Here is a 21,448-nt window from a genome sequence, read left to right on the forward strand (position 1 = left end):
GGCGCGATCGATCAAAACGCCGGCACCAACGCCGGCACACCAGAGGGAGGACTACCATGAAGACACGTATCACCGGCCTTGCCAGGACGGCGCTGCTTGCGACCGTCACCATGACGGGCGGCCTGTTCGCCATGACCGATGCCGGCGTCGCCGCCGGCAAGAACATCCTCTGGGTCCAGCCGATGCGCGACCACCCGGTCCATCGCCTGATGCAGGCCGGCTTCCTGAACAAGTGCAAGGAGCTCGGCAACAACTGCGAGGTCGTCGGCAATCCGAGCGCGACCAATTACGACGTGCCGGGCTCGATCCCGCTCGCCGAGGCCGCCATGGCCCGCACCAAGTTCGACGCCATCGCCGTCTATGGCCCCGGCCCCGAGATCTATCCGTTCATCGGCAAGCTCGGCAAGGAAGGCTTCCCGGTCGTCACCTGGCACGTGCTGCCGCCGGAAGGCTCGGTTCCCGGCCTGAAGGCCGCGACCGGCGAGGACATCCCGTCGGCCGGCAAGGCGGCGGCGCTCTCGATGGGCGAGAAGCTCGGCGGCAAGGGCGTCATCGCGCTGACGCAGGGCTCGTCCAACGACACCGAGAACGTCATGTCGGACTCGTTCCGCAAGACGATGGCGGAAAAGTATCCGGACATCAAAATCCTCGAGACCCAGATGGAAGGCTTCGAGCCCTCCGCCGCCGAGGGCAAGGCCGTCGCGCTGCTGCAGGGCAATCCGGACGTCGTCGCCGCCTTCTCGACGACGGGCAACGGCGCCCAGACTTGGTCGGGCGCCGCCCGCAAGGCCGAGCGTCCGCTCGTCATCATCGGCATGGACTACATCCGCCAGAACCTCGACATCGTGAAGTCGGGCGCGGCCTATGGCGTCGTGGCGCAGCCGCTCTACGAGGAAAGCGCCCTCACCGCCCAGCTCGCCAACGACCTCGCCGAGGGCAAGGAAGTGGCCTACATGAACCCGCTGCCGGCCTCGGTCATCACCGCCGCCGACCTCGAGCCCTACTACAAGATGCTCGACAGCGCCGGCCAGTAAGCCAGCCCTCCTTCGGCCTCTCCCGCAAGCGGGAGGGGTACTTCCCTCGGCCCTCTCCCGCTTGCGGGAGAGGGTTGGGTGAGGGACTTTCTCCCCTCGCCCTTCGCGCGCAATGAATGGACCTTCGGGGACCGCCGACATGACCGAGACCAACGCCGCCCCGCCCGTCATCCAGACCCGCGCCATCGTCAAGAGCTTCGCCGGCGTGCAGGCGCTGCGCGGCGTCGATTTCGCCGTCCATCCGGGCGAGATCCACGCGCTGCTCGGCCAGAACGGCGCCGGCAAGTCCACCCTCGTCAAGATCCTGAACGGCGTCCACAAGGCCGGCTCCTATTCTGGCGAGATCCTCGTCGACGGCAGGCCGGCGCAGTTCGCCTCGACCTCGGAGGCGCGCGCCCATGGCGTCGGCTACGTGCCGCAGGAAATCGAGGTGCTCGACCAGTTGACCGTCGCCGAGAACGTCTTCGCCGGCCATACCGGCCTCGGCCGCGGCCCGATCATCAACCGCCGCCGCATGGAGGCAGAGACGCGCGCCCTGTTCCAGGAGCTCGGCCTCGCCATCGACCCGCGCATGCTGGTCGCGAGCCTGACCTCGGCGCAGCGCCATCTCGTCATGATCGCCCGCGCCCTCTCCTTCAAGCCCCGCGTGCTGATGCTGGACGAGCCGACCGCCTCGCTCTCCGGCGTCGAGGTCGAGCGACTGTTCTCCGTGCTGCGCCGCCTGAAGGCGCAGGGCAAGACGATGATCTTCATCACCCACCGCCTGCCCGAGGTGCTGGCCATCTGCGACCGCGCCACCGTGCTGCGCGACGGCCGCGTCGCCGCCGAGATCGACCGCGAGCATTTCGACGAGGAGCACTTCATCTTCGCCATGTCCGGGCAGAAGCTGCAGCGCCTCTATCCCGACCACGTGCCGCCGCCGGCCGATACGAAGCCGCTTCTCTCGGTGCGCGGGCTCCAGATCGCCGGCCGCTTCGGCGTCAATCGCGGCGTCAGCGACGTCTCCTTCGACGTCCGCCCGGGCGAGATCCTCGGCCTCGCCGGCCTGCTCGGCTCCGGCCGCACCGAAATCCTGCACGCCATCTATGGCCGCATCCCCTTCTCCGGCCGGATCGAGATCGACGGCCGGGAGGTCGCGATCGCGCGCTCCAGCGATGCGCGCGCCGCCGGCGTGGCGCTCCTGACCGAGGACCGCAAGCGCGACGGCCTGCTGTTCAACCTCCCCGTCGGCGCCAACATCACCATCGGCAACCTGGCGCCGCTGTCGAGCCACGGCATGGTGCGCGAGGGCCGCGAGAAGAGCGCCGTGCTCACCGCCATGCGCGCGCTCAACGTCAAGGCGCGCTCGCCGCAGGCCTCCGTCGCCCATCTCTCCGGTGGCAACCAGCAGAAGCTGCTCTTCGCCCGCGTGCTGATGAGCGCGCCGCGCGTGCTGCTGCTCGACGAGCCGACCAAGGGCGTCGACGCCGCCACCCGCCACGAGATCTACCGGCTGATCGTCGACCTCGCCGACAAGGGCGTGGCGCTCGTCGTCGTCGCCTCCGAGCTCGAAGAGGTGATCGGCATCGCCGACCGCTGCCTGGTGGTGGCGGACGGCCGCATCGTCGATGAATTCACCCGCGGCGAGGGCAGCGAGGACAAGGTGCTGCGCTCCATCACGGCGGCGCAGGCCGAGATGCAGCAACAGGCGCTGGCCAGCGCGGGGCGCGCATGATGGCGAAGCGTTTCGACGGCAAGGTCATCCTCGTCACCGGCGCCGCGACGGGCATCGGCCGCGCCACCGCCGAGCATCTCGTTTCCGAAGGCGCCATCGTGCACGGCATCGGCCTCGACGGCACGGACGGCCGCGCGCTCGCCGCCGACCATGCCGCGCGCCGCCTGCCGCTCTTCTTCACCGAAGTGGACCTAACCGACGACGCGGCGCTGCGCGCCGCCGTCGCGCAGGCGCACCAGGCGAGCGGCCGGCTCGACGCCGTGGTCAACTGCGCCGGTATCTACGCCACCGGCAAGCGGCTGGAGGACGTCACCGACGCCGAATGGGACCTGACCGTCGCGATCAACCTGACCGCGATTTTTCGCGTCTGCCGCGCCGCCCTGCCCCTGATCCGCGCCGCCGGCGGCGGCTCCGTCGTCAATCTCGCCTCGGTGCACGCGATCGCCACCGTGCCGGGCGTGCCGGCCTATGCCGCCACCAAGGCGGCCGTGGTCGGCCTCTCCAAGCAGATGGCGCTCGACTATGCGATCGACCGCATCCGCGTCAACGCGGTGGTCGTCGGCTCGGTGGCGACGCGCATGACGCTCGGCGACGCGCCGGACGCGCGCGAGCGGGTGGAAGCGGCCGGGCTCTATTTCGACGAACGAAAAGTACCGCGCGTCGCCGACCCGTCGGAACTTGCAAAAGCCATCGCCTTCCTGATCTCCGACGACGCCTCCTTCGTCACCGGCAGCGCCTTCACGGCCGATGGCGGCCTGACGGCGCTGCTGCTGTAGGGGATTTCGCATGACGCGGCGGAGACGACCGCGTTGCGCCCCCTTCCCCCTCGCGGGGAGGGTCGAGGTGGGGGTACCGGCGCCGGGCTTGGGTGCAAGCCGCCCCCTGTCAGAGTCCCCCAGCATTCAGCTAGAGGCGCCACCTTCTTCTCTACCGATTAGACAAAGAAACACCAAATTCACCAATCACGTCGAAAAGAAAATCTGCCTATCTCTATCATCATGAAGATTATAATAGGCAGCATGGGTTGGCTTGGCCTTAACATTTTCTGAATAGAGCGAGAACGGCATATCATCGAAGTTAACCTCAGCGACCAATCCGGAAAAATCCTTTTCGTAACAGTCCTTAAGTATATTTAGATTAGTAGAAGGAAAACTATTCTTAAACTCTAGATTGTACTGCGGCAAGAAATAGCGAATGAGAGCTGCCTCGTAGAGAGAAATTCTTTCCGCCTCATTCGTACTGAAAAGCTTGTCTAGTCCGGCACTGATGCGAGCGTCACCGCTCTTAGATTCTATCGCGCGCGGATTGAATGATGTAATTATTCTGTTACTTGGCTCTATAACGAGCATCAATATTTGCAGCTTGTGCCCATCCGGGCACCCCTTAATCGCAATCTCCTGCAACTTCTCGTGCTTAGAAAGTCGATCTAACGCGTTTCTTGAACCATTCTTACCATAAGCTTGACCGATATATTTGACGTGAAATCGAGAAACATCATATCTCAAATGCAACTGCAGCAGACACCAGTCTTCGCTAGGCAGGCTTTCGATATTCTCTCCGTCACTTATGTACCACAGATCGTCAATTAGGACGAGGTCATAATAATCCGGCAGATTCACAAGCAATTCATAGTTCTTGCTCAATATTTCGAAGGCCATAATTAGATTACGTCCGTCCTGTTTAGCGCTGATAAATTCAACAACAGGAATGAAACCCACAACGTAAATATGACTTTTATTAATAATATCTTTGTATTTTTCGAGCTCAGAGCGATCATATAAAGCATTGGCGGGCAAGGTGAAGAAATTCAGCGCATAAAGGCTCAAAGCATGCTCAATATCAAAGCGCTTTCTATCCATAAAACCATCCAATCATCAAATTAGACCCGAAATTCCACTTCGTACGACACCAAACACCAGCACTTCCGTAACCAGCACAATCAGTACACAGCGTCCAGTCACCTCACCCCGAACCTCACCACCCCATCCATCCCCTCGCCCGGCGCGAGCACCACCAGGCCCAGCCCTTCCTCGCCGGTTTCAAACTTATTCGCGGCGCAGGGGACGTTGGTTTGGGGTTCCAGGCAGAAGAAGCTCTGCTTCGGGTCGGCGTAGAGCATCAGGTTTTCGAAGATCGGATCGGCCTCGATCACGAGCGTCACGCCGCGCTTCGGGAAGCGCAGCGTGGCCCGGCCGTCCCAGCCGGAATAGTCGTTGTTGCGCCAGTGCGGCGGCAGTCCCGCGCCGTTCGAGAAATCGAGCTCGGGCGGCGTGGTGATGCGCGAACCGGCGACACCGTCCGGCGCCTCCAGCCAGAAGTTTCTGGCGGCAAAGGTCAGCTCGACATCGGCGTCGCGATCGAACCAGGGATGATGGCCGAAGCCGAACGGCATGCGGACGGGACCGATATTTTCGAGCGTCGTCGAAAGCGTCAGCCCCTCGGCCGAAAGCTCGAAGCGCTGCGTGGCGCGGTATTGATAGGGCTCGCCGGCGACGCGGCGCTCCAGCGTCATTTCGACTGTTGTATCGGAGAGCCGCTCGGCCTCCCAGGCGGAATGCCAGCCGGTGCCGTGCACGTTGAAGCGCTCGGCGCCGTTGTTGGCCTCAAAGCGATAGGTGACGCCTTCGAAGGTGAACCGATTGCCGTCGATGCGGTTGGCATAGGGCAGCATCGGGAAGGAGGCGACGCCGAGCACGTCACCTTTCGCCGCACGCTCCGGCGTCAGCGCCCGCATGACGTCTATGCCGCCTTTCCGGAAGGCGGCGATCGAGCCACCGATCTCCGGTGCGAGGACGAGAGTCAAATCTCCGGCGGCAAGTTCGATCATGCTGGCGTTTCCATGGGTCTTGTTGGTTGTTCGGATGTTAGCCAACCGCCGCGCGGGCGGAAGGTGGGGATCGAGATTTTTCAGTCGTGCGCCAGCGTCCCGGCTCTGTCGGGCTCGGCAGAAAGGTGGATCCCTGCTTTCGCAGGGATGACGGCCAGGGCGGACGGACGAGAGAGCCTTCGACGGGGAACGAAGACTCAGAAATTCCGCCCATACCCCGTGGTCCAGCCGCCGTCGACGGCGAGCGACTGGCCGGTGGTGTAGCTGTTCAGCGGGTCGACCAGGAACAGGACGGCATGGGCGACGTCCTCCGCCGTGCCGGCGCGGCCGAGCGGCACATGGGTGAGCATGGCGGCGTCGCCGGTCGCCTCGCCCGGCCCGTCCGGCTCGATGTGGCCGACAGCGACGGCGTTGACCTGCACGGCCGGGCCGCTCGCCATGGCGAGCCCCCGCATCGCCGCGATGGCGCCGGCATGCCTCGCCGACCAGGCCGGATGGCGGCGCATCGGCACGAGGCCGGCCGCCGAGACGAGATGGACGATGCGGCCGCTGCCGCGCGCCACCATGGCGGCGGCGCGCGCTTCGGCGAGCGCGGCGAGGTCATCGGGGCGGCCCGCGGCATCCGGATGGAGCGGGTGCGACAGGATCAGGATATCCGGCGCGCCCTCGCCCGCTTCCCGGCCGATGCCGGCGCGAAGAACCGCCGCGCCATTGGCGCCGAGCGCCGCGACGACGGCGGCGAGGATCGCGTTCTCCTCGCCGGCAATTTCAGCCGTCTGGCCGGCAATATCGACTTCCATGGAATTTCCCCCGAACCCAACCTATGCGGCAGCTGCCGTCGCCTGGCAACGCCGGTTTTCCGCTTCTGATTTGAGCCTGCCCCACGATTAGACCTTGGCAAGGCGCGGCTCGTTAACATAACATCATGCTATTATAATTTTTGATGCGATGTCCATCACCGGACGGAGGCCGCATCGACCCGCGACAAGCGGGATTTGGGAGGAACAATGAGCGCTCAAGTGATGAACCCGGCGATTCGCGCCGTGGAGATCCACAATCCTGTTTTTCGCAGCGCGGCCGGCAAGACGCTGCCGCGCGGGCTGACCGCTGCGGCGCTGCTCCAGCTCTATGAGCGGATGGTGCTGCTGCGCCGCTTCGAGAGCGTGGCGCAGACCGCGTGCCGCAAGGGCGAGACCCCCGGCTTCCTGCATCTCTATATCGGCGAGGAAGCGACCGCCGTCGGCGTCTGCGCGCATCTCCGTCCCTCCGACTGGATCACCTCGACCCATCGCGGCCATGGCCATGCACTCGCCAAGGGCATGGATCCGAACATCCTGATGGCGGAGCTGTTCGGCAAGCGCGACGGCTGCTGCGGCGGCCGCGGCGGCACCATGCATCTCTATGACCGCTCGACCGGCCTGTTCGGCACCAACGGCATCGTGGCGGCCGGCATCAGCCACGCCGTCGGCGCCGGCATGTCGGCTCGCACCCAGGGCCGCGACGATGTCGGCGTCGCCTTCTTCGGCGACGGCGCGACCAACCATGGCGGCTTCCACGAATCCCTGAACTTCGCCGGCATCCAGAAGGCGCCGGCCGTCTTCGTCTGCGAGAACAACCTCTATGCGACGGCGACGCCGCTCGCCTCCGCGACGCTGAACCCCGAGATCGCCAGCCGCGCCGCCGCCTATGGCATTCCGGGCGTCGCCGTCGACGGCAACGACGTCATCGCCGTCTGGCAGGTGATGTCGGAGGCGATCGCCCGCGCCCGCTCCGGCCAGGGCCCGACGCTGATCGAGGCGAAGACCTATCGCACCGTCGGCCACCACGAGGGCGACCCGGTGACGGGCACCTACCGCACCCAGGCGGAAGTGGACGAATGGGCGAAGCGCGACCCGATCAAGATGCTGCGCGCCCGCATCCTCGACGATTTTGCCGTCGCCTCGACGGCCGAACTCGACGCGATCGACGCGAAGATCGATGGCATCGTGCAGCAATCGCTGGAATTCGCCCGCAAGTCGCCGGAGCCGGACCCGGCGACGACGGCGCTGCATGTCTATGCCGAGCCGCTGAACCCGCCGGAGGCGCTTGTCCAGGCGGCGCCGACGGGCAGCCAGACGCAGAGCTGGCTCGACGCGGTGCGCGACGGCATCGCCGAGGAAATGCGCCGCAACCCGCATCTCCTCTATCTCGGCGAAGGCACGGGCGAGCGCGGCGGCACCTTCGCCCACACCAAGAACCTGTGGGCCGAGTTCGGCGCCCATCGCATGATCGATACGCCGATCTCCGAACAGGGCTTCACCGGCGCCGCGATCGGCGCCTCGGCGACCGGCACGCGGACGATCGCCGACCTGATGTTCGCCGATTTCGCCTTCGAGGCGGCCGGCCAGATCGTGCTGCAGGGCGCGAAGCTGCGCTACATGTCGAACGGCCAGATGAACGCGCCGATGGTGGTGCGCGTCGGTTCCGGCGCGGTGCGCTCGGCCGGCCCACATCATAGCGGCACCTATCATCCGAGCTGGGCCAACATTCCGGGCCTGATCGTCTGCATGCCGTCGACGCCCGCCGACGCCAAGGGCCTGATGAAGACGGCGCTGCGCGCCGGCGATCCGGTGATGATGCTGGAGCCGAAGGCGCTGTTCGCCTCCAAGGGCGAGGTACCGACCGGCGAACACCTGGTGCCGTTCGGCCTCGCTCGAATCGCCCGCGAGGGCAGCGACATCACCATCGTCGCCGCCGGCCAGCTGGTGCATCGCGCGCTGGAGGCGGCGGAGAAGCTCGCCGCCGAGGGCGTCTCGGCCGAGGTGATCGATCTCCGCACCATCATGCCGCTCGATGTCGGCACGGTGGCGAAGTCGATCGCCAAGACGCACCACCTGCTGATCGCCGACGAGGGCTGGGGCGCGTTCGGCGTCGGCGCCGAGGTGGCGCAGGCGATGAACGAGCTCGCCTTCGACGATCTCGACGCGCCGGTCGGCCGACTGCACACGGACGCGCAGCCGCATCCCCTCGCCCCCGCGCTCGAGCGCGCCATGCTGGTCGATGCCGATCGCATCGTCGCCGGCGCCAAGGGCGTGCTCGCCGGCAAGCCGCCGGTGCCGAAGCACTGGCGCTATCTGGGCGGCCAGCTTGCCGCCGCACCCGCTGCGCCGGCGCCGAAGCTCGCCGTCGCGCCGGCCCCGGCGCCTGCCCCTGCCGCCGCAGCGCCTGCGCCGGCAGCCTCGCCCGCCGGCGACGGCGAGCCGATCACCATGCCGTTCGGCGACCTGACCGTCTCCGAAGGCACGATCGTCGGGTGGCTGAAGGCGGAAGGCGACGCAGTCAAGGCCGGCGATGTCGTCGCCGAGATCGAGACCGACAAGGCAGTGGTCGAGATCGAGGCGCCGGTCGACGGCATCCTCGGCCCGATCGAGCAGCAGAAGGGCGCGGTCGTGCCGATGGGCGGCCGCATCGGCAGCGTCCGGCGCTGAAGGGGAAAAGCATGAACGCCCCCTTGAGAACCCTCGCCTCGCCCTATGCGAAAAGGCTCGCCCGCGAGCGCGGCGTGTCGCTGGCGCTCGTCGCCGGCTCCGGCCCGAACGGCCGCATCGTCGCCGGCGACGTGCCGCTGACCCCGGTCGCCGTCCCTGCGCCGGTTGCAGCTGAGGCGCCGGCTCCCGCCGTCGTCCCGGCTCCGGCGGCAGCGCCTGCCGTCGCCGTCGCGCCGGCGCGGTCGATCTCGGCCTTCGCCGCGACGATCGAGCTCGCGCCGCTTGCCGAGTTCATCGCCGCTTCCGGCTCCGAACTCACGATCGACGCCTTCCTGATCCGGGCGGCGGCGCGCACCGCCGGGGCTCATGGCGCGGCGATCCGCTGGATGAAGGCGGAAGGTGGCGCGGTGACGATCCCGCGCGCCGTCGCGCTGGCGCCGACGGAGATCGCAAGGCTGATCGGAACCGAAGGAGAAGCCGCACCGGCGTCGGACGCCGCGATGGTGGTGTCGCGCCTCGCCGTGAAGGGCGTCCGCCCGGTGGCGGGCGGCCTGCCCGCCGGCGTCACGCTGCGCATCCTCGTGGTCGCCGGCGACGACGCCGCCACCGCCGAGGCGCTCATCGTGCATGACGCCGATGCGATCGCCGAGGACGAGGCCGCCGGCATCATCACCCGCTTCCGCGATCTGATCGAGACGCCGCTGCGCCTGCTGGTCTGAGATCACCGCCTCCGGCAACGGATGGTTACCGCGACGCTAACAGAGGGGTTAACACGCGAACCGTGTTAACCCCTTCGTCGTTTCACATCATGTAGCCGGCCGTCCAGCCGCCATCGACGGCGAGGATCTGGCCGTTGATGTAGCCGGATTCCGGCGCGGAGAGGAACAGCACCGCCTCGCCGATCTCTTCCGGCGTGCCGGGCCGGCCGAGCGGGATGTGCTGCATGAAGGCCTGCGTCTTGGCCTGGAACTGGCCGTTCGCGCCATAGAACAGCGCCTTGGTGCCCTCGGTCATGATCGAGCCGGGCGCGATCGCATTGGCGACAACGCCCTTCGGCCCCAGCTCCAGCGCCATCGAGCGGGTCAGGTGGATGATGCCGGCCTTGGCCGCCACGAACGGGCTCTGCAACCGCATCGCGGCGAGGCCAACCACCGAGGCGATATTGACGACCCGCCCGCCCCGGCCGGCCGCCAGCATCGGCGCCAGCGCGCGCCGGGTCATGAAGAACAGGCCGTCGAGATCGATGCCGACGATGCGGTGCCATTCCTCGATCGGGAAGGCGTCGACATCGACGCGGTGGGCGTGGGTGTTGACGCCGGCATTGTTGACCAGGATGTCGAGCCGGCCATAGGCGGCGACCGTCGCGGCAACGGCCCGGTCGATCGATTCCGGATCGCGGATGTCGACCGCCACGGCCAGCGCGTCGGGCAGGGTCGCCGCCACTTGGCGCGCGCCTTCCTCGTTGATGTCGGCGACGACGATCGACGCGCCATTCGCCGCCAGCCGGCTGACGATGCCGCGGCCGATGCCGCCGGCGGCGCCCGTGACAAAGGCGACCTTCCCCGTTAGATCGCTACGCATGCACCCCTGCCCTCCCCGGCATTCGTCCGAACCGGTCGGACTTCATTTATCTATTATGATACTATAATCTATTGTGGAGAGCGGCAACCGTTTGCCCTGCGATACCGCCGCGATCGGCGATTGGTGCGAGGTCGGAAAAGCCGCTATTTTGGCGGCCAAACAAAAGCGATTCTGAGGAATGAGCAGGTTGAAAGCACGCAAGATGGAGCAAGCCGTCGACAGCGCACCCGATTCCGCCGGCACCGCCTCGCTCGAGAGCTTCCAGCCGCGCGCCCTCTCCCGCGACGACGGCCCGCTCTATCGCCAGCTCGTGACGATCCTGCGCGAGCCGATCGCCAACGGCACGCTGGTGCCCGGAACCTCGCTGCCGCGCGAGGCCGACATCGCCGAGCAGTTCGGCGTCAGCCTGATCACCGTGCGCCAGGCCCTGCGCGACCTCGAGAATGACGGCCTGATCAAGAAGCGCGCCGCCAAGCCGGCCGTCGTCTCGACGCCGGAATTGCCGGCCAAGCCGAGCTTCGCGTTCCGCAGCTTCGCCCAGATCGCCGAATCGACCAAGGACCGGGTGCTGACGATTCACTCCTACCGCAAGGAGCGCTCCGCCGCGGCGAGCGCCGCCTTCGGCCTGAAGCCGGACGAGACCTGCCACTGCCTGCGCGCGACGCTGCATCAAAAGGATGTGCCCGCCTGCCAGACGACCTTCTATTTTCCGCCGGCGATCGGCGCCCGGCTGAAGCGGACGGATTTCGACGATGTCGTCGTCTTCCGCGCCGTCCAGCGCCATCTCGGCATCCAGCTTTCCAGCGCGCGGATCACGGTTCGCGCCGATGTCGCCGACGACGTGCTGGCAGAAACGCTCGACTACAAGGTCGGCGGTCCGATCCTGATCATGGAAATGCTGTACTTCTCGGCCTCCGGCGAGCCGGTCGAACTGACCATCAACAAGAACCGCGCCGATCTCTTCAGCCTTTCCTACGACGCGCCGAACGACATGATCTGACGGCGGTCCGCCGTCTGGACAACCACAAGAGATTATAATAGCATATCTTTATTCGCCGCACGGAGGAGATGCGGCGGACCGTCGGTCCCTTGCAAGGCCGACAGCTTATGGTAGCGTTATCATGACGGATGCCGCCTGTCGGAAGAAGCATCCGCGCGCATGCTCGAAAGCATTCCTTGAGGGAGGAAACACCGTGAAGCGCACTGCCGCCGCACTCGCCGCCTTGTCGGCGATCGTTCTGACGTCGGGTCTCGTTCCCCAGGCCAAGGCCGAGGAAAAGAAGCCCTACAAGATCTATCTCTCCAACAATTTCGTCGGCAATGACTGGCGCCAGCAGATGCTGCGCATCGCCGACACCGTCGTGAAGAAGGCGCCGCTGGCCGGTCGCGTCGACCTGAAGGTCGAGAACGTCGAGACCACCACCCAGGCGCAGATCAACTCGCTCAACAACATCATCCGCACCAAGCCGGATGCGATCCTGATCGACGTCGGCTCGCCGACCGCGTTGAACCCGACGATCGAAAAGGCCTGCGCCGCGGGTATCCTGGTCATCACCTTCGACCAGGTCGCCACCGCCGACTGCGCCTACAAGGTGGAATCGGACTGGAGCATGCTGCCGGCCGTCCAGGCCGAGTGGATCGCCGAGAAGATCGGCGGCAAGGGCAAGGTGTTCGTCGATCGCGGCCTCGCAGGCGCGCCGATCTCCGAACAGCTGCAGTCCGGCTTCGAGAAGGTGCTGAAGAACTATCCCGGCATCGAGATCGTCGGCTACTTCAACGGCAACTACGCGCTCGGACCGGAGCAGGAAGGCGTCGCCTCGCTGCTCGCCGCCCACCCGCAGGTCGACGCCATCCTGACCCAGGGCTATGGCTCGGGCGCCATCAAGGCGCTGCAGGATGCCGGCCGTCCGCTCGTCCCGGTCGCCGGCGGCGGCTACAACACCGCCTCGCTCGTCTGCGCCCAGACCGAAGGCGCCCAGTGCATCCTGGAGACCAACCCGGCCTATCTCTCCGCCGAGGCGCTGAAGCTCGCGGTCGACATCCTCGACGGCAAGGAAGCCAAGGAGAAGCACGTCTTCGTCTACGGCCCCTTCCTGTCCACCGATCCGCAGCCGTCGAAGCTCTATCCGGACGTCAAAATGCAGAAAATCGAGGTCGGCACCAACGCCTTCCCGGATCTGGCCCCCGGCCTGTCGCTGCCGATCACGCCCGACTGGGTCGAGATCACGCCGCAGGAAGCTGCTGGCTCGTAAGGCTGGAACGTTTCCGGCAGGGCGAGGGACCCTCTCGCCCCCGCCCTCTCCCGCACGCGGGAGAGGGAGCAGACTGAGCTTGCCTTGCAGTCCTCGCCGCTTGCGGGAGAGGATTGGCTGAGGAGCTTGCTTGGCGCTCTCTGAACCAGGACGCGCCTCGTCCAGAAATTCCAGACTGAAGGTCCGGCCGCCCATGACCGAACTTCTGACTGCCGCCGCCATTCACAAGCGCTATGGCGGCATCACGGCGCTCAGCCGCGCCGACTTTTCCGCGCGCGCCGGCGAAGTCCACGCGCTGCTCGGCGAGAACGGCGCCGGCAAGAGCACCTTCATCCAGATTCTCGCCGGAGCGGTGCGTCCCGATGGTGGCGCGGTGACGCTGGGAGGCATCCCCTATCGCCCGCGCAATCCGCAAGAAGCGCAGCAATCCGGCATATCTCCGGTCTTCCAGGAGCTCTCGCTCGTCCCCGACCTGACGGTCGAGGAGAACATCTGGTTCCGGCGCGAGCCGCTTTCGGCCGTTCGCACGGTCCGGGCGCGCGCCATGCGCGAAGCGACGCTGGCGCTGTTCGCCCGCCATCATTTCCCCGCCATCCGCCCCGACCAGGAACTGCGCCGGCTGACGCTCGCCGAACGCCAGGTGATCGAGATCGCCAAGGCGCTGTCGCGCGATCCGAAGGTGCTCATCCTCGACGAGGCGACCTCCGCGCTGGGTCCGCAGGAGACGGAATGGCTACTCGGCCTCGCCAGGGGCCTCGCCGACGCCGGCTCGCTGGTGATCTACATCTCGCACCGGCTCGGCGAGGTCCGTCAGATCGCCGACCGCATCACGGTGTTCCGCAACGGCGCGACGGTCGCCGCCTACGAGACGAAGTCCGTCGACGACGAGACGATCATCGCCGACATGCTCGGCCGCCGCATGGACCGGCTCTATCCGGAGCTCAAGGCGACATCGACAGGAAAGGTGGCGCTCGGCCTCCGCGATTTCGGCGTCGACCACCGCCTTTCCGACATCGACCTCGACCTGCGCGAGGGCGAGGTGCTCGGCGTCGCCGGCATGCAGGGCCATGGCCAGCGCGAATTGTTCCAGGCGCTGTTCGGCATTGGCAGCGCGCGGGGCCGCGTCGAGGTCTGGGGCAAGCCGAAGACGATCCGTGGGCCGCGCCAGGCGCTGACCGGCCGCGACGGCCTGGCGCTGGTGCCGGAGGACCGCCGCAATCACGGCCTGCTGCTTTCCAAGAGCGTACGCGAGAACCTGACGCTCTCCGTCATCCAGCGCTTCACCCGCTTCGGCATCACCGATCCGAAGCGCGAGGGCGCGCTGGTCGACGAGATGATAGCAACGCTGAAGATCAAGGCCGGCACGCCGGAGCAGCCGGCCGGAACCCTTTCCGGCGGCAACCAGCAGAAGGTCATTTTCGGCAAGATGCTCCTGACCGAAGCGCGCATCCTGCTGCTCTACGACCCGACGCGCGGCATCGACGTCGGCACCAAGGGCGAGATCTTCCAGTTGATGCGCGACCTCGCGGCCAAGGGCTACGCCATCCTGTTCTATTCGAGCGACCTCGCCGAACTCGTGCATGTCGCCGACCGTGTCGCCGTGCTGCGCAACGGCCGCCTCGCCGCCATGCTCGAAGGCGAGGCCAACACCGAGCACCAGATCCTGCGGGCCGCCATGATCGAAACGAGGGCGGCATGAGCGTCGCGGACCCCATCACCCCGGTGAAAGGCCCGGGCGCGGCCATGGCCCGCGACGCCGCGCCGCGGCCGTCGCGCGCCTCCGCCTGGAAAGCGGCGCTGCTCGACCGCGCCTCGCTGATCATTCCCTGCGTGATGCTGGCGGCCCTGCTCGGCCTCTACGCGTCGCTGCGCGACGGCGTCTTCACCATCGACGAGTTGAACCTCGACACCGCGGCGGCGATGACGCTGCTGCTCGCCGCCACCGGACAGACCATCGTGCTGCTGCGCGGCGGCATCGACCTCTCGATCGGCGGCATGATCTCGCTCGGGACCGTGCTGGCCGCAACCCGCTTCGGCACGGATCCGGCGCAGGCCACCGCCTGGGCCTTCGGCATCGTCGCCATCGGCGCCCTCGTCGGCGCGCTGAATGGCATGCTGATCACGGTTCTGCGCCTGCAACCCTTCCTGGTCACCCTCGCCACCTGGTCGATCCTGTCGGGGACGGCGATGATCATCCTGCCGACCGATGGCGGCAGCCTGCCCACCGGCTGGACGATGTTCGGCGTCACCAGCTGGCTCGGCCTCTCGACCTCGGTCTGGTTGCTGGCGCTGCTGCTCGTCTTCTGGTTCTGGTTCAAGCGGACGCGGCTCGGCATCGCCATCCGCGCCACCGGCTCGAACGAGCGCTCGGCCTTCCTCTCCGGCGTCTCGCCGATCGGCATCAACATCACCACCTACGGCCTTTCGGGCCTCTTCGCGGCGCTCGCTGCGCTCTACCTCACCACGCAGACCGGCGCCGGCTCGCCCACCATCGGCAAGGACTACATCCTGCCTTCGGTGGCGGCGGCGGTGATCGGCGGCATCAGCCTGTTCGGCGGCCGCGGCGGCCTGGTCGGCACCGTCATCGGCGCCTTCATCCTGACCATCATCGGCAACCTCGTCTTTGTGCTCGAAGTGTCGAGCTACTGGCAGCCGATCGTCTCCGGCATCATCCTGCTCGTCGCCGTATTGGCGAGCTCGATCGCCGAAAAATCCGCGCGACGGAGCCTCTCATGAACATCCGCCGGCACCGCGCCATCCTGCTCGCCTATCTCGGCATGATCGTCCTGCTGCTTTTGACCAGCGTCGTCGCGCCGGGCTTCCTGTCGCCGACGCATCTGAGAAGCACCGCCGTGCTCGCGGCCTTCATCGGCATCGTCGCGCTCGGCCAGACCTTCGTCATCATCGGCGGCGGTATCGACCTGTCCGTGCCCTGGGTGCTGAATTCGGCCGCCGTGCTGATGACGCTGCTCGCCGGCAGCCAGGACGCGCCGCTCCTCTGGATCGTGCCGATGCTACTCGCCGCCGGCGCCCTGGTCGGCATGATCAACGGCCTCGGCGTTGCCATCTTCGGCGTGCCGCCGATCATCATGACGCTCGCCGTCAACGTCATCCTGCAGGGCGGCATCCTCGTCTATACGGGCGGCGCACCGACCTCGACCGCCCCGGCGGCGATCCAGTTCCTCGCCGTCGGCCGCATCGCCGGCTTTCCCGTCGTGCTGATCCTCTGGATCGTGCTCGCCGCGCTCGCCACCATCCTGCTGTCGAAGACCGCCTTCGGCCGCTATCTCTACGCCATCGGCACCAGCGCCACGGTGGCGGAGTTCTCCGGCGTGCCGACGCTGCGGACCACCGTGCTCGCCTATACGCTTTCGGGCTTCACGGCGGCGCTCGCCGGCATGCTTTTGACCGGCTACACGGCGCAGGCCTATCTCGGCATGGGCGATCCCTATCTCTTCACCTCGATCGCGGCGGTGGCGATCGGCGGCGCCTCGATCCTCGGCGGCAGCGGCCACTATATCGGCACCATCGCCGGCGCCCTCGTGCTGACCATCCTGACCGGATTGCTGCCGGCGCTGAACCTCTCCAGCGGCGCGCTGCTGATCGTCTATGGCGTCGTCATCCTCGTCACCGTCTCGCTCGCCAGCGAGGCGCTCTCCAGCCTCTTCACCTTCCTGCCCCGCTTCGGCCGGCCGCGCGGCCCATCTGCCTGAGGAACCACATGACCGATATCGAATGCGTCGTCGACGCCAAAGCGCAACTCGGCGAGAGCACCTATTGGGACCCCAAGGGCCAGCGGCTCTGGTGGATCGACATCTACGCCAAAGCGATCCACTGCTTCGATCCCGAGACGCGCCGGACCGAAACCTATTTCGCGCCGGAGAAGCTCGGCTGCATCGCGCTCCGCGAAAGGGGCGGCCTCGTGCTCTCGATGGCGAGCGGGTTCTATTTCTTCGATCCGGCGACGGGGAAATTCGACCCGATCGTCGACCCGGAAGCGGACCTGCCCGACAACCGCTTCAACGACGGCAAGACCGACCGGCAGGGCCGCTTCTGGTCGGGCTCGATGTTCGAGGCGCCGGGCAAGCCGGTGGTCAAGAATGCCTCGCTCTACCGGCTCGACACCGACCTCTCCGCGCACCGGATCGTCGGCGGCTTCGGCTGCTCCAACGGCCTCGCCTGGAGCCCGGACAGCCGGACGCTCTATTACACCGACAGCCACGGCCCGGTGGTCTGGGCCTGGGATTTCGATCCCGCGACGGGCGCGGTCGAGAACCAGCGCGCCTTCTTCGATCTTTCCGGGATGGGCGGGGTGGTCGACGGCTCGACGGTCGACGCCGAGGGCTGCTACTGGGCGACCGTTCCGTTCAAGGGCAAGGTGCTGCGCTACGACCCCGCCGGCAAGCTGATGCGGACGATCGAACTGCCGACCGACCTGCCGACCTGCTGCGAGTTCGGCGGACAAGATCTTGACGTCCTCTATGTGACGACGGCGATCTACAACCGCACGCCGGAGCAGCTCAAGGGACAGACCAATCCCGGCGGCCTGTTCGCGCTCGACGTCGGCGTCAAGGGCCTGCCGCTGGTGCCCTTCAAGGGCTGACCGCCGCCAACACCACCAAACAGGAACGGTCGGGCAATGCCCCGCCGTTTTCGTATTCGTCGCGGTCGAGCAGGCCAGAGCAGCGGAATCATAGCCCGCGAGTCGGGGGTAAGCCCTCCTTCGCGACCCCCCTCAGAAGAAATTCGGCAAGGCTGCGCCCGGCCGCTAAGATGGATTGCCGGACGACCGGCGATTCAGGTGAGGCGACGATGTCGGATGCAACAAGCCGCGAGTTCATGACACCGCGCGACGGAGAGCTCGGGCTGCGAACCCTCTCCAATCCGGCGGGCCTCGCGATCTCCGCCCTGCCGAATGGCGCGATCTTCTCGATCACCCATCGCCCGGAGAAGGGCGCGCCGGTGATGATCAACCAGGTGCTCGGCGCGCCGATCGAGGGCGGCATCGGCCGGATCTGGCTGCGCGTGGGAGGCGCGAACCCGTTCGTGGCTCAGTTGGTCGGCCCGCGCGCCAAGGTGGCGTTCGCGGCCGACGAGAACCAGTTCGCCTGGGACGGCGAAACCAACGGCATCGCGCACAGGGTATCGCTGCGCCTCGACGCCGAGACGACGCGCTGGTCTTGGCGGATCGAAGTCACCAACCTTGGCGACAGCGCCATCCCCTGCGACGTCGTACTGGCGCAGGATCTTGGCCTCGGCGGGCGCGGCTTCCTGATGGGGAGCGAGGCCTATGCCTCGCAATACATCGACCATCGCAAGATCGAGCACCCAACTTTCGGTCCGGTCGTGCTGAGCCGGCAGAACCTTTCGCAGGGCGGCCGCTTCCCCTGGCATGCGCTCGGCTGCATCGAGGGCGCCGTCGCCTTCGCCACCGACGCGATCCAGCTGTTCGGCCCCGGTTTCCGCAGCCGCGACGAGATCGGCAGCCCCTTCGGCACCGACCTGCCGGCAGAAATCTGGCAGCACGAGCTGGCCTGCCCGGCGCTGCAGTCGAAGCCGGCGACCCTGGCGTCGGGCGCGACGACGAGCTGGACCTTCTTCGGCCACTTCGTCGCCGACCATCCGCTCGCGTCGAGCGATGCCGATCTCGCCCGTCTCGATGGCATCGCCGCCACGGTCCCAGCCGTTTCACCGGCACCGGCGCCGCTCCCGACCGTGCGCAGCCTGTTGCAGGACGCACCGGTCCAGGCCGTCCTGCCGCTCGCCGGCGATTGGCTCGCAAGGCTCTATCCGGCGCGCCATCTGGAGGAGACGCGCGACGGCGCCCTGCTCTCCTTCTTCGTGGCCGATGGAATGCTGAACCGCCATGTCGTGCTCGCGGGCAAGGAAGACCAGGTGGCCCGCCGCCACGGCGCCATCGTCCGCAGCGGCCAGAGCCGGATGCCGGACGAGGCGACGCTGGCCGCGACCTGCTGGATGCATGGTGTGTTCGCGGCACAGCTCACCATCGGCAACACCTCGTTCCACAAGCTGTTTTCCGTTTCCCGCGATCCCTACAACATCACCCGCGCCAGCGGCCTGCGCATCCTGATCGATGCCGGCGAAGGCTGGCATCTTCTCTCGGTGCCATCCGCCTTCGACATGGGGCTCAGCGATTGCCGCTGGATCTACCGCCTCGCCGACCGCACCGTGACCGTCTCGGCCATCGCCTCCGGCGCCGAGGCCGCCATGCAATGGCGCGTCGCGATCGAGGGCGCCCCGGCGCGCTTCCTCGTCTTCGGCCAGGTCGTGCTCGGCGAGCGCGAATATGAGCAGAGCGGCCGGATCCGCATCGACGCGGCTGCGAAGCGCATCAGCTTCCAGCCCGGCAAGGACTGGCTCTGGGGCCAGAATTTTCCCGACGCCGTCTACCATCTCGTCACCAGCACGCCGGGTGCCATCGAGGCGATCGGCGGCGACGAACTGCTCTACGAGGACGGCACGGCGCGTGGCGGCGCCTATGTCGCTCTGCGGACACGCACGACGAGCGAGCTCGCCTTCGCCGTCGTCGGCTCGATGACCGACGCGACCGAGGCCGCTCGCCTTGCCGATCGCTTCGCCGCCGGCGTCGAGGACGCGGCGCTGCTCGAACCGGCCGGGGCCTCCTGGAGCGGCCTGTTGCGCACGCTGCCCGAGGCGACGGACACGGACCGACTTGCGGCGGAGGCAACGATACTCCCCTGGCTGGCGCATGACGCCATCGTTCATCTGACCGTTCCGCACGGACTGGAGCAGTATACGGGCGCTGCCTGGGGCACGCGCGATGTCTGCCAGGGACCGCTCGAATTCATGCTGGCGCTCCGCCAGGACGAAACCGCGCGCGAGATCCTGACAACGCTGTTTGCCGAGCAGTACAAGACGCGGGGCGACTGGCCGCAATGGTTCATGTTGCCGCCCTATTCCAACATCCGCGCCGGCGACGCGCATGGCGACATCGTCGTCTGGCCGCTGAAGGCGCTCTGCGACTATATCGAGGCAACCGGCGACCTCGCCATTCTCGACGTCCGCCTGCCCTGGCGCCGCGACGAAGACCTGAAGCCGACCGAGGAACAGGGTACGATCCGCGCGCATGTCGAGCTTCTGCTCGCCACCGTGCGGCAGCGCTTCATTCCCGGCACGCACCTGATCCGCTATGGCGAGGGCGACTGGAACGACTCGCTCCAGCCGGCCGATCCGCATCTGCGCGACTGGATGGTGTCGAGCTGGACGGTGGCGCTGCTCTACGAGCAGGTGAGCCGCTACGCCGCCATCCTGGAGAGAGCCGGCGACCCGGCGGAGGCGGCGGCGCTTGCCTCGCTCGCCGGCGTCATGCGCGGCGACGTCAACCACTACCTGATCCGCGACGGCGTCATCGCCGGCTATGGCCTGTTCGATCCGGGGCATGACCGGGTCGAACTGTTGCTGCACCCGACCGACCGGCGCACGGGGCTTTCCTATTCACTGATCCCGATGACGCAGGCGATCCTCGGCGGCCTGTTCACGGCCGCGCAGACCCGCAGTCACCTGGAGCTGATCCGCGAGCACCTGCTCGACCCGGACGGGGCGCGGCTGATGGACAAGCCCGTCGCCTATCATGGCGGCGTCGAGACGCTGTTCCGCCGCGCCGAATCCGCCGCCTTCTTCGGCCGCGAGATCGGTCTCATGTATGTGCACGCGCATCTGCGCTATGGCGAGGCGCTGGCCGTCAGCGGCGACGTTGAGGCAGCGCGCGCGGCGCTGGCGCTCGCCAATCCGATCACGGTGACGGAACGGCTGCCGCACGCCTCGCTCCGCCAGCGCAACACCTATTTCAGCTCGAGCGACGCCGCCTTCCGCGACCGCTACCACGCGAGCGCCGAATGGAGCCGGGTGCGCGAGGGCTCGATCGCCGTCGACGGCGGCTGGCGCACCTATTCGAGCGGACCCGGCCTCTACACGCAGATCTTCGTGCGGCGGATCCTGGGGATGCGGCGGGGGTTCGGCGTCGGGGTGGAGACGACTGGGGCAGCCTAGGGGCTACTCCAGCCTCAGCGCCGGCTCGAGCCAGGCGAGGATCGCCTCGATATCGGTCGGCTGCGTGGTGTCGACGTCGAAGCGCGGACCGCGATCAACCGGCGCGGCGCGCTTGGCGAGTTCGATCAACTCCGGAATGAACGCGGCGCCGGGATGGCCGGCATGGCGCTGGTCGAGCCGGTCGCCATAGCGCTTCGCCAGCACCTCGCCCGGCGCATGGCACCAGATCTCCGCCGTCGCCTCGACGCCGGCTCGCTCGATGTGCGCCTCCAGCACCTCGCGCGGCTGAAAGCCGAACCAGGCGTCAATAATGAAGCTCGAGCCATCCGGCGCGTCGCGGATGATCGACCAGATGGCGTGATAGCTCGCCCGCCCGAGCGCGCGATTGAATTCCCGGTCACCGACCCCGAGTTGATCGAAGAACGGCTCCTTGATGGTGTCGAGCGTCAGGATGATCCAGCCGGTCCGACCTGAAATGGCGCGGGCGACCGTGCTCTTTCCCGTGGCGGGGATGCCGTTGACGAGGACTGCGCGCTTCATGA

The 21,448-nt window shown here is 67.1% G+C and carries 17 protein-coding genes; 12 read left to right on the forward strand and 5 right to left on the reverse strand.

Annotated elements, in window-relative coordinates; translation table 11 throughout:
- Nucleotides 1-56 precede the first annotated feature (56 nt).
- From OSH07_RS06845 to OSH07_RS06855, 3 genes are all read left to right on the forward strand, one after another.
- Nucleotides 57-1,034: a sugar ABC transporter substrate-binding protein gene (locus tag OSH07_RS06845; RefSeq protein WP_266337859.1), complete on the forward strand. Its 978-nt coding sequence runs from the start codon at nucleotides 57-59 to the stop codon at nucleotides 1,032-1,034.
- Between the two features lie 139 nt (nucleotides 1,035-1,173).
- Nucleotides 1,174-2,748, forward strand: a complete 1,575-nt coding sequence (locus OSH07_RS06850) for a sugar ABC transporter ATP-binding protein (protein ID WP_266337860.1) — start codon at nucleotides 1,174-1,176, stop codon at nucleotides 2,746-2,748.
- The gene (locus OSH07_RS06855; protein ID WP_266337861.1) at nucleotides 2,745-3,524 is read left to right on the forward strand and encodes an SDR family NAD(P)-dependent oxidoreductase; all 780 of its coding nucleotides are present in this window, start codon (nucleotides 2,745-2,747) and stop codon (nucleotides 3,522-3,524) included. The genes OSH07_RS06850 and OSH07_RS06855 overlap by 4 nt, the downstream gene beginning before the upstream one ends.
- A 186-nt stretch (nucleotides 3,525-3,710) precedes the next feature.
- On the opposite strand, the gene OSH07_RS06860 is transcribed toward OSH07_RS06855, so the two are convergent.
- From OSH07_RS06860 to OSH07_RS06870, 3 genes are all read right to left on the reverse strand, one after another.
- Nucleotides 3,711-4,607, reverse strand: coding sequence for a hypothetical protein (locus OSH07_RS06860; protein WP_266337862.1), 897 nt, complete (start codon nucleotides 4,605-4,607; stop codon nucleotides 3,711-3,713).
- A 98-nt stretch (nucleotides 4,608-4,705) separates the two neighbouring features.
- Nucleotides 4,706-5,575 (reverse strand): aldose 1-epimerase, encoded by an 870-nt coding sequence (locus tag OSH07_RS06865; RefSeq protein ID WP_266337863.1) that lies wholly within the window; start codon nucleotides 5,573-5,575, stop codon nucleotides 4,706-4,708.
- Between the two features lie 197 nt (nucleotides 5,576-5,772).
- Nucleotides 5,773-6,375 (reverse strand): SDR family NAD(P)-dependent oxidoreductase, encoded by a 603-nt coding sequence (locus tag OSH07_RS06870; protein WP_266337864.1) that lies wholly within the window; start codon nucleotides 6,373-6,375, stop codon nucleotides 5,773-5,775.
- A gap of 207 nt (nucleotides 6,376-6,582) precedes the next feature.
- Between OSH07_RS06870 and OSH07_RS06875 the strand changes: the two genes are divergently transcribed.
- Complete coding sequence (locus OSH07_RS06875; RefSeq protein WP_266337865.1) at nucleotides 6,583-9,042, forward strand: thiamine pyrophosphate-dependent enzyme; 2,460 nt, start codon at nucleotides 6,583-6,585, stop codon at nucleotides 9,040-9,042.
- 11 nt (nucleotides 9,043-9,053) lie between these two features.
- The gene (locus tag OSH07_RS06880) at nucleotides 9,054-9,761 is read left to right on the forward strand and encodes an E3 binding domain-containing protein (protein ID WP_266337866.1); all 708 of its coding nucleotides are present in this window, start codon (nucleotides 9,054-9,056) and stop codon (nucleotides 9,759-9,761) included.
- 82 nt (nucleotides 9,762-9,843) lie between these two features.
- Here the strand turns inward: OSH07_RS06880 and OSH07_RS06885 are convergent, their stop codons facing one another.
- Entirely contained in the window at nucleotides 9,844-10,623 is a 780-nt protein-coding gene (locus OSH07_RS06885; RefSeq protein ID WP_266337867.1) for an SDR family NAD(P)-dependent oxidoreductase, read from the reverse strand.
- A gap of 187 nt (nucleotides 10,624-10,810) precedes the next feature.
- On the opposite strand from OSH07_RS06885, the gene OSH07_RS06890 reads away from it, so the two are divergent.
- From OSH07_RS06890 to OSH07_RS06920, 7 genes are all read left to right on the forward strand, one after another.
- Complete coding sequence (locus tag OSH07_RS06890) at nucleotides 10,811-11,623, forward strand: GntR family transcriptional regulator (protein ID WP_266337868.1); 813 nt, start codon at nucleotides 10,811-10,813, stop codon at nucleotides 11,621-11,623.
- 193 nt (nucleotides 11,624-11,816) lie between these two features.
- A complete protein-coding gene (locus OSH07_RS06895) occupies nucleotides 11,817-12,875 on the forward strand; it encodes a sugar ABC transporter substrate-binding protein (protein WP_266337869.1) in 1,059 nt (352 codons plus the stop codon).
- Nucleotides 12,876-13,068: 193 nt separating this feature from the next.
- Complete coding sequence (locus OSH07_RS06900) at nucleotides 13,069-14,574, forward strand: sugar ABC transporter ATP-binding protein (RefSeq protein WP_266337871.1); 1,506 nt, start codon at nucleotides 13,069-13,071, stop codon at nucleotides 14,572-14,574.
- Entirely contained in the window at nucleotides 14,571-15,611 is a 1,041-nt protein-coding gene (locus OSH07_RS06905) for an ABC transporter permease (protein WP_266337872.1), read from the forward strand. The genes OSH07_RS06900 and OSH07_RS06905 overlap by 4 nt, the downstream gene beginning before the upstream one ends.
- Nucleotides 15,608-16,588 carry an ABC transporter permease gene (locus tag OSH07_RS06910; protein ID WP_266337873.1) on the forward strand — a complete coding sequence of 327 codons (981 nt, stop codon included), beginning with the start codon at nucleotides 15,608-15,610 and terminating at the stop codon, nucleotides 16,586-16,588. Before OSH07_RS06905 ends, OSH07_RS06910 begins: the two co-directional genes overlap by 4 nt.
- Before the next feature lie 8 nt (nucleotides 16,589-16,596).
- Nucleotides 16,597-17,478, forward strand: a complete 882-nt coding sequence (locus OSH07_RS06915; protein ID WP_266337874.1) for an SMP-30/gluconolactonase/LRE family protein — start codon at nucleotides 16,597-16,599, stop codon at nucleotides 17,476-17,478.
- 209 nt (nucleotides 17,479-17,687) lie between these two features.
- The gene (locus tag OSH07_RS06920) at nucleotides 17,688-20,906 is read left to right on the forward strand and encodes a cellobiose phosphorylase (RefSeq protein ID WP_266337875.1); all 3,219 of its coding nucleotides are present in this window, start codon (nucleotides 17,688-17,690) and stop codon (nucleotides 20,904-20,906) included.
- Nucleotides 20,907-20,909: 3 nt separating this feature from the next.
- On the opposite strand, the gene OSH07_RS06925 is transcribed toward OSH07_RS06920, so the two are convergent.
- A complete protein-coding gene (locus OSH07_RS06925; RefSeq protein ID WP_266337876.1) occupies nucleotides 20,910-21,446 on the reverse strand; it encodes a P-loop nucleotide/nucleoside kinase family protein in 537 nt (178 codons plus the stop codon).
- Nucleotides 21,447-21,448 lie beyond the last annotated feature (2 nt).

The organism is Kaistia nematophila (assembly GCF_026343855.1).
GTDB lineage: Bacteria > Pseudomonadota > Alphaproteobacteria > Rhizobiales > Kaistiaceae > Kaistia > Kaistia nematophila.

Bases quoted from the DNA above. Each gene is read 5' to 3' on its own strand.
- OSH07_RS06845 (WP_266337859.1), top strand. From the start codon at position 57: ATGAAGACACGTATCACCGGCCTTGCCAGGACGGCGCTGCTTGCGACC.
- OSH07_RS06850 (WP_266337860.1), top strand. From the start codon at position 1,174: ATGACCGAGACCAACGCCGCCCCGCCCGTCATCCAGACCCGCGCCATC.
- OSH07_RS06855 (WP_266337861.1), top strand. From the start codon at position 2,745: ATGATGGCGAAGCGTTTCGACGGCAAGGTCATCCTCGTCACCGGCGCC.
- OSH07_RS06860 (WP_266337862.1), bottom strand. From the start codon at position 4,607: ATGGATAGAAAGCGCTTTGATATTGAGCATGCTTTGAGCCTTTATGCG.
- OSH07_RS06865 (WP_266337863.1), bottom strand. From the start codon at position 5,575: ATGATCGAACTTGCCGCCGGAGATTTGACTCTCGTCCTCGCACCGGAG.
- OSH07_RS06870 (WP_266337864.1), bottom strand. From the start codon at position 6,375: ATGGAAGTCGATATTGCCGGCCAGACGGCTGAAATTGCCGGCGAGGAG.
- OSH07_RS06875 (WP_266337865.1), top strand. From the start codon at position 6,583: ATGAGCGCTCAAGTGATGAACCCGGCGATTCGCGCCGTGGAGATCCAC.
- OSH07_RS06880 (WP_266337866.1), top strand. From the start codon at position 9,054: ATGAACGCCCCCTTGAGAACCCTCGCCTCGCCCTATGCGAAAAGGCTC.
- OSH07_RS06885 (WP_266337867.1), bottom strand. From the start codon at position 10,623: ATGCGTAGCGATCTAACGGGGAAGGTCGCCTTTGTCACGGGCGCCGCC.
- OSH07_RS06900 (WP_266337871.1), top strand. From the start codon at position 13,069: ATGACCGAACTTCTGACTGCCGCCGCCATTCACAAGCGCTATGGCGGC.
- OSH07_RS06905 (WP_266337872.1), top strand. From the start codon at position 14,571: ATGAGCGTCGCGGACCCCATCACCCCGGTGAAAGGCCCGGGCGCGGCC.
- OSH07_RS06910 (WP_266337873.1), top strand. From the start codon at position 15,608: ATGAACATCCGCCGGCACCGCGCCATCCTGCTCGCCTATCTCGGCATG.
- OSH07_RS06915 (WP_266337874.1), top strand. From the start codon at position 16,597: ATGACCGATATCGAATGCGTCGTCGACGCCAAAGCGCAACTCGGCGAG.
- OSH07_RS06920 (WP_266337875.1), top strand. From the start codon at position 17,688: ATGTCGGATGCAACAAGCCGCGAGTTCATGACACCGCGCGACGGAGAG.
- OSH07_RS06925 (WP_266337876.1), bottom strand. From the start codon at position 21,446: ATGAAGCGCGCAGTCCTCGTCAACGGCATCCCCGCCACGGGAAAGAGC.